Origin of the sequence: Mesorhizobium sp., from assembly GCF_004962925.1 — a bacterium.
Lineage (GTDB): Bacteria > Pseudomonadota > Alphaproteobacteria > Rhizobiales > Rhizobiaceae > Mesorhizobium.
Genome location: NZ_SUEO01000048.1, coordinates 1 through 6478, shown reverse-complemented (window position 1 = coordinate 6478; position 6478 = coordinate 1). Strand labels below are relative to the sequence as shown.

Here is a 6478-nt window from a genome sequence, read left to right as displayed (position 1 = left end):
GCTTGCCCGCGGGTCCGTTGTGGCCGAGGGCGTGCGGATGGTCATGGTGATGGTGACCGTCGCCATTGTCATGGCCGTGGTGGTGATGATCGTCGTGCATGGTCAAAAACTCACCGGTTTGTCGATGATCGATTTATGCTTGCCGAGATTGCCGTGGGCGACCATCGAGCCGAGCGCCTCTACGACGACGCGCACGCCGAACAGAGCCGTAATGTCTGACGTGTCGTAGGGCGGCGAAACCTCGACCACCTCCAGCCCGCAAATGCCGGGGGCAGACACCAGCCCGAGCAGCTTGAGCGCCTCGCGCGGCAGGAAGCCACCCGGCTCCGGCCAGCCCGTGCCGGGCACGAAGCCGCAATCGAGGCTGTCGACGTCGAAAGAGATGTAGACGGCGTCGGTGTCTTTCCATGCGAGTTCGAGCGCGATTTCCGCCGCCTTCTCAAGCCCCATCTGCTCGATGTCGGCAATGGTGAGTACGTTGGTGCCGCGCTTCCTCGCCTCGGCGACGCCGTAGCGGGGAACCTGCCAGCCGCCGATGCCGAGCTGCACGAGATTGGTCGCCGAGACATTCGGCAGGTTGGTCGCCCAGTACCAGGGCGTGGTGTGCATGCGCTCGTCGAGATCCTTTTCCTGGATGTCGATATGGCGGTCGAAATGGATGATGCCGATGCGTTTCGAGGTCACGTCGGCGATGCCGCGCACGCAGGGAAATCCAATCGAATGGTCGCCGCCCAGCATGATCGGCAGCGCGCCGGACGAGGCGACATGGCTGACGCCCTTGGTGATCTGGTCGAAACTCTTTTCGAGATTGGCGGGAATGGTGAAGACGTCGCCGGCATCGCACAGCGTCATCTGTTCGCGCAGGTCGACGCCGAGCTCGTAGTTGTACGGCGTATAAAGCGCCGAGATGCGGCGGATGCCTTGCGGGCCGAAGCGGGTACCCGGCCGGTAAGTGGTGCCGCTGTCGAAAGGAATGCCGATGACGGCGGCATCATATTTGCCGACATCGCGGACGTTCTCGACATAGGGCGCCTTGAGAAAGGTGTTGATGCCGGCGAAATGCGGCAGCTCGCCGCGCGCGAATGTCGGGATCGACTTGTCGACGATCGACTCCGATCCCGGCAGGCCCATGTCGAGCGCCCATTGCTGCTCCTTGCGCCAGCCGCTTTCCGGCAGCTTTCCCTCGGCCTCGATCGACTTCCAGCCCTGCGTTCCGCGGGCGTCGAAATCCGGGTGGTGGAAGCGTTCCCTGGCCTCCCGGGCGACGAGCCCTGCACGGCGGTGGCTGCGTTCGGGGATATTTCTGGACATGCACGGTCTCCGTTACGACGCCGTCGTCGCCATTGCTGTATCCGGCCGGGTCGTCCCGACCATCGCGGCCACCTTGGCCAAGTGATGGGAGGAAGCCCGGGTCTTGCGATCGAGCCTCAAGTCGTAGGTGATCGTCGCGCCGTAAGCGGACGGAAACTGCGGATCGTGGCGCACCTTGTCGAAGACCAGCACGCGGGTGCCGAGCTTGAAGGCTTCGCCGATGTCGTGGGTGACCATCACCACCGTCATGCCGTGCTCGGTCCAGAGCTCGGTGAGCAGTTCGTGCATCTCGACGCGGATGCCGGGATCGAGCGCACCGAACGGCTCGTCGAGAAGCAGGATCTGCGGACGTCCAAGCAAGGTCTGCGCAATCGCCAGCCGCTGCTGCATGCCGCCGGAGAGCGATGCCGGATAAAGGTCGCGCGCATGAGCAAGCCCGACCCGTTCCAGCATGGTTTCGGCCTCTTGCCTGGCGTTTGCGCGCCTGGCGCCGAAGACGCGGCCAAACGGCCCGCCCGAGCGAAAATCTTCGACCAGCTGCAGGTTCTGGATGGAGGTCAGATGCGGAAACACCGAATAGCGCTGAAAGACGATGCCGCGCTGCGGCGTCGGCTCTGGAATGATGGGCCCATCGCCGACGATGACGACGCCACTGCTCTGCTGCTCCTGGCCGAGCAGGATGCGCAGGAACGTCGATTTTCCGCAGCCGCTGGCGCCGACCAGCGACAGGAATTCGCCGGCTTCGGCAGTGACGTTGACCCGCTCCAGCACGCGAGCATCGCCGTAGCTCTTTTCCAGCCCATGGACGACGATGCGGCTCATCTGGCCTCCACGGGATGCGCCCATGGGGACACCGCCCGCGACAGCCGCACCAGCAGCCAATCGGTGATGACGGCAAGCAGCGTGATCCAGGCGACATAGGGCAGGATGACGTCCATCGAGAGATAGCGGCGGACGAGGAAGATGCGGTAACCCAGCCCTTCGGTCGAGGCGATGGCTTCGGCGGCGATCAGGAACAGCCACGCCGGCCCGAGCGCCAGCCGCACGCAGGTGATGAGGCGCGGCATGACTTGCGGCAGCACCAGCCGCAAGATCATGGTCCAGCTGTTGCCACCAAGCGTCTGTGCCTTGGCCACCAGTTCGGACGGCAACTCCATCACCCGGTTGGCGATGTCGCGCACCATCACCGGCGCGACGCCAAGGGCGATCAGCGTGATCTTGGCCGTTTCGCCAAGGCCGAGCGCGATGAACAGGATCGGCAGCAGCGCCAGCGGAGGGATGACGCAGACGACGGTAACGAAGGGCAGCAGGAAGGCTCGCACCCGCGGAATGAAGCCGATGGCGATGCCAAGCGAAAGCGCTGCGAGCGTGGCAACGCCCACGCCCGCGAACAGCCTGAGGAGACTGGCATAGGTGTCGACCCACAGGACGAGGTCGCCGGAGCGTTTGTCCGGCACCGTCGCCAGGTCAAGGAAGGCCGACCACATCTGTGCCGGCGAAGGCAGCAGCTTGTCGCTGGGATTGACCGCCAATCTTTGCGTCGAGGCGATCAGATAGGCGATGGCCACGAACAAGAACGGCAAGCCGCCGAGGAACAAGGCGCCACCGCGCGAGACCTTCGCATTGATGATGCGAAGGCGCACCTTCGGCCTTGGTGGGGAAGGGCGCGTGCCCTCCCCGCCCGCCTCGGAGATTGCATTCATGGCGCTCATTTCCTTGACCAGCATATCGCGCCTGCGTCAGGGCGTTGCGGTTGCAGCCTCGGCCATGAAGGCTGGATCGAAACGCAGCTTGACGTTCTTGGCGTCGCCAAGCGTGGATCCGTCGGGAAAGCTCATGCCGACCATGTCGACACTCACCGCATTGGTGCCGAGGATGCCGTGGCTGAACAGGAAGTTGCGAACGAGATCCATCGTCTTCGGCAGTTCGGCGCCGTTGGTGAACTCGACCGCGTTGGCGGGGTCGAAGAACATCGCGGTCGAGGCGAGCTGCGCGTCGAAGCCGGCGAGGTCCGTGCCGGACGCCTTGGCCATCTCCTCCTTGGCTGCCTTGCCTTCCGGCGTGTCCGAGGTCATCAGGCCCATCGCTTCGTACCATGCGCCGACAAGCGCCTTGCCCAGCGCTGGATTGTCCTTCAGCGTCTCGGTGTTGACGACCATCATGTCGATGATCTCGCCGGGAATCTGCGAGGAATCGAACACTTTGCGAGCACCCGGCATGGCGGCGATCTCGGAAACCAGCGGGTTCCAGGTGACGACGGAGGTGACGTCGCTGGTGCCATAGGCGGCGACCATGTCGGCGTCGGATGTGTTGACGACGGTGATGTCCTTCTCGGCGAGCTTGACCGTGTCCAGTGCCCGCGCCAGCAGGTAATGCGAGACGGAGAGCTCGACGAGATTGACCTTCTGGCCGGCAATGTCGGCGAGCGCGGCCTTGTCCTTGAGGATCACGGCATCGTTGCCGTTGGAGAAGTCGCCGATGATCAAGGCGGTGGTGTCGACGCCGCCGCCTGCGGGGATCGACAGCGCGTCCATGTTGGTCATCGAACAGCCGTCGAAACCGCCGGCCGTATACTGGTTGATGCTTTCGACATAGTCGTTGATGCGGGTGATCTCGACATTGATGCCGTTTTTTTCAGCCCATTTCTTCATGATGCCGCTGTCGGAGAGATAGCCCCACGGCATCCAGCCGACATAGATCGACCAGCATATCTTGAAGTCTTTCTTGGGCGCCGCCTCGGCGGCGGAAACGATGGGAAGGCTGAGTGATGCGGCTAGGATGATTGCGGCCAGCTTGCGAAGCATTGCGTACCCCTGTTCGCGATCCGGATTGCGTCCGGACTTTATGTTGGGGCCTACGGAGCGCGCATCCGGGAGAGGTTCGCGCCAGCAAACCCGTGCAGGGTTCTCCCGGGATTTTGGCCCGCCGTGTTCCGCCGGATGCCTCAGTGCATCCCTGGCGGTCGCATCTCTTGGACCAGCACCGCTTTGTCGCGGCCGGAACCCTAGACGCTCTGCACACCATCAACGAAGCAAGGAGCATGCCAAGCCGAATTGTGCCAAAAGGCCGGCATTTGCGGGAGCTGTGCGGCTTCGAGCATTCACACGAGTGACGCGAAAATCATCGCATCGCCGACGGATTGGGCAGTTTGCCTGATTGCTAGTGGTCCCGCTTGACATAAGAGTCCGACTGGAGATTTTTCTTTGACGCGTGCGACTCGATGCCTACTCACTGGGGGAGGCCAGCGAGACGGAGGCTCTCAGCGAGGTATTGGACGTGCGGACCACGCTGGGCGGTTATCTCTAGCCAGGTCCTCACAGTAAAGCTTGGGCTTTCCGCCAGTATGCCTGCCACCACCCGTCGCGCTTCTTCAACTAGCCCGAGGCGAGCGTACGAGGCGGCGAGCACCCGCCGCACGAATGGAGGAGGTTCTGGATGTTCTCGCATGGCGCGGAGAGACCATTCCAATGCCATCTCGTGCCTTCTTGCCGCAAGATGGCACTCAGCAATCGAGGCATGAAAAAGGTACAACAGCGGGTCCAACGGGCTCAATCGCATTGCCCTTTCCAACGAAGGGATCCCATCAAGTCCGATCCAGGAAGTCACCCAACCTTTTGCTGCCCAGGCCTGTGCGGAATTATGGTCGATTGCCAATGAGCGCTCGATCAGCTCGAGAGCATGTTCATGTTCGTGTACGACACTTGCGAGCGCCGTAGCGGATGCCCACAGTACGGCTGGATCTTCCATATCGAGCTTGAGCGCTTCCCTGGCAAACCGAACACACAACTCCTGCTGGTCGGGCCGCCAAGAACGCCAACCCGAATTCTTGCTGAACATCAAAGACCAGGCCGCCATCGCGTAGGCATACGCATAAGAAGGATCGACGGCGGTTGCTTTTAGAAGGAGATCGTGGGCGATTGCACTCCTTTCGGGCGACCCTGACCAGGCATGCGGCAGGGCACGCAGAACAAAGTCGTAAGCAGTCAAATCTTCGGTTCGCTTTCGCGACGTGCGATCGATTTCCGCTCGCTGAAGCTTCGGAGCGATCGCACCGACCACGCTCTGGGTCACCCCATCTTGCAGTTCGAATACGTCTTCGAGACTGCCATCGAAGCGATCAGCCCAGACATGATTCCCGCTTTCCGCCTCGATGAGCTGTCCCGTGATCCTGACCCGATTGCCCGCCTTGCGGACACTCCCTTCCAGCACGTAACGCACGCCGAGTTCGAGCCCGACCTGCTTCACATTGACCGCTTTGCCTTTGTAGGTGAAACTCGAATTCCGCGCGATCACGAAGAAGCTGCGCACCCGGGACAGCGCCGCTATGATGTCCTCCACCATGCCGTCGCTGAAATACTCCTGCTCCGGATCGCCGCTCATGTTAGTGAACGGCAGAACGGCAATCGACGGCTTGTCGGGAAGCGCCAAGGCCGGCCGCGCCATCGCCGCTTCGCGGTCCGGCCGCAGTCGGTAGATCCGCACCGGCTCGGCGATGTTCTTGAGTTGCCGCTCGCCGAGATCATCGAATCCGAGCTTCACCTTACCCCGGACGTGGTTGAAGACAGTGCGAGAGACGACGATGCTCCCAGCATCGGCCAAGGTCTCGAGCCGAGCCGCGATGTTGACTCCATCACCATAGAGATCGCTGCCTTCGACCATCACGTCGCCCAGGTTGATTCCGACGCGCAGCACAATCCGGGAATCTTGGGGCACGTCGGCGTTGGCAGCTGCCATCGCGCTCTGGAGCTCGACCGCGCATTGGACAGCATTCACGGCGCTGGCAAATTCCACCAGCACCCCGTCACCCATCAGCTTGACGATGCGGCCATTATGCTTGGCGAGCAGTGGCTGTAGGACGTCTTTGCGACGGGATTTGATGGCAACAAGGGTCCCAGCCTCGTCCCGCTCCATGAGGCGGCTGTAGCCGACCACATCGGCTGCCAATATCGCAGCAAGGCGGCGTTGGACGCGTTCTTCTGCCATGTCATGCATCAGCCTTCGGAGGCCCACGGGACCGGGATTGTATTGGGGGCCACGCTGCGAGTCCATTGGGCGAGAGTCTGCGATGGGGTGGGTCGGAAAACGTCTTCCACATCCGGTACCAAGCGTCAGGTGTGGATGCCCCCGTTGATGCAAGGGGATTTTCAAACGTCGAGGGCATGTGATC

At 62.3% G+C, this 6478-nt stretch carries 5 protein-coding genes and 1 riboswitch; all 5 genes read right to left on the bottom strand.

The window, feature by feature from the left end; genetic code table 11:
• Positions 1 to 102: 102 nt before the first annotated feature.
• Positions 103 to 1311, bottom strand: a complete 1209-nt coding sequence (locus E5W87_RS12450) for an agmatinase family protein (RefSeq protein WP_292397547.1) — start codon at positions 1309 to 1311, stop codon at positions 103 to 105.
• Positions 1312 to 1323: 12 nt separating this feature from the next.
• Positions 1324 to 2133, bottom strand: a complete 810-nt coding sequence (locus E5W87_RS12445; protein ID WP_292397544.1) for an ATP-binding cassette domain-containing protein — start codon at positions 2131 to 2133, stop codon at positions 1324 to 1326.
• Complete coding sequence (locus E5W87_RS12440; protein ID WP_292397542.1) at positions 2130 to 3014, bottom strand: ABC transporter permease; 885 nt, start codon at positions 3012 to 3014, stop codon at positions 2130 to 2132. Before E5W87_RS12440 ends, E5W87_RS12445 begins: the two co-directional genes overlap by 4 nt.
• A gap of 36 nt (positions 3015 to 3050) precedes the next feature.
• Positions 3051 to 4115: a putative urea ABC transporter substrate-binding protein gene (locus tag E5W87_RS12435; RefSeq protein ID WP_292397540.1), complete on the bottom strand. Its 1065-nt coding sequence runs from the start codon at positions 4113 to 4115 to the stop codon at positions 3051 to 3053.
• Positions 4116 to 4215: 100 nt separating this feature from the next.
• Positions 4216 to 4330: riboswitch (guanidine-I (ykkC/yxkD leader) on the bottom strand.
• A 209-nt stretch (positions 4331 to 4539) separates the two neighbouring features.
• Positions 4540 to 6294, bottom strand: a complete 1755-nt coding sequence (locus tag E5W87_RS12430) for an adenylate/guanylate cyclase domain-containing protein (RefSeq protein WP_292397537.1) — start codon at positions 6292 to 6294, stop codon at positions 4540 to 4542.
• Positions 6295 to 6478 lie beyond the last annotated feature (184 nt).

What these genes read in the sequence shown, in the direction of transcription:
- E5W87_RS12435 (WP_292397540.1), bottom strand. Translation starts at nt 4,115, where the DNA reads ATGCTTCGCAAGCTGGCCGCAATCATCCTAGCCGCATCACTCAGCCTT.
- E5W87_RS12445 (WP_292397544.1), bottom strand. Translation starts at nt 2,133, where the DNA reads ATGAGCCGCATCGTCGTCCATGGGCTGGAAAAGAGCTACGGCGATGCT.
- E5W87_RS12440 (WP_292397542.1), bottom strand. Translation starts at nt 3,014, where the DNA reads ATGAATGCAATCTCCGAGGCGGGCGGGGAGGGCACGCGCCCTTCCCCA.
- E5W87_RS12430 (WP_292397537.1), bottom strand. Translation starts at nt 6,294, where the DNA reads ATGGCAGAAGAACGCGTCCAACGCCGCCTTGCTGCGATATTGGCAGCC.
- E5W87_RS12450 (WP_292397547.1), bottom strand. Translation starts at nt 1,311, where the DNA reads ATGTCCAGAAATATCCCCGAACGCAGCCACCGCCGTGCAGGGCTCGTC.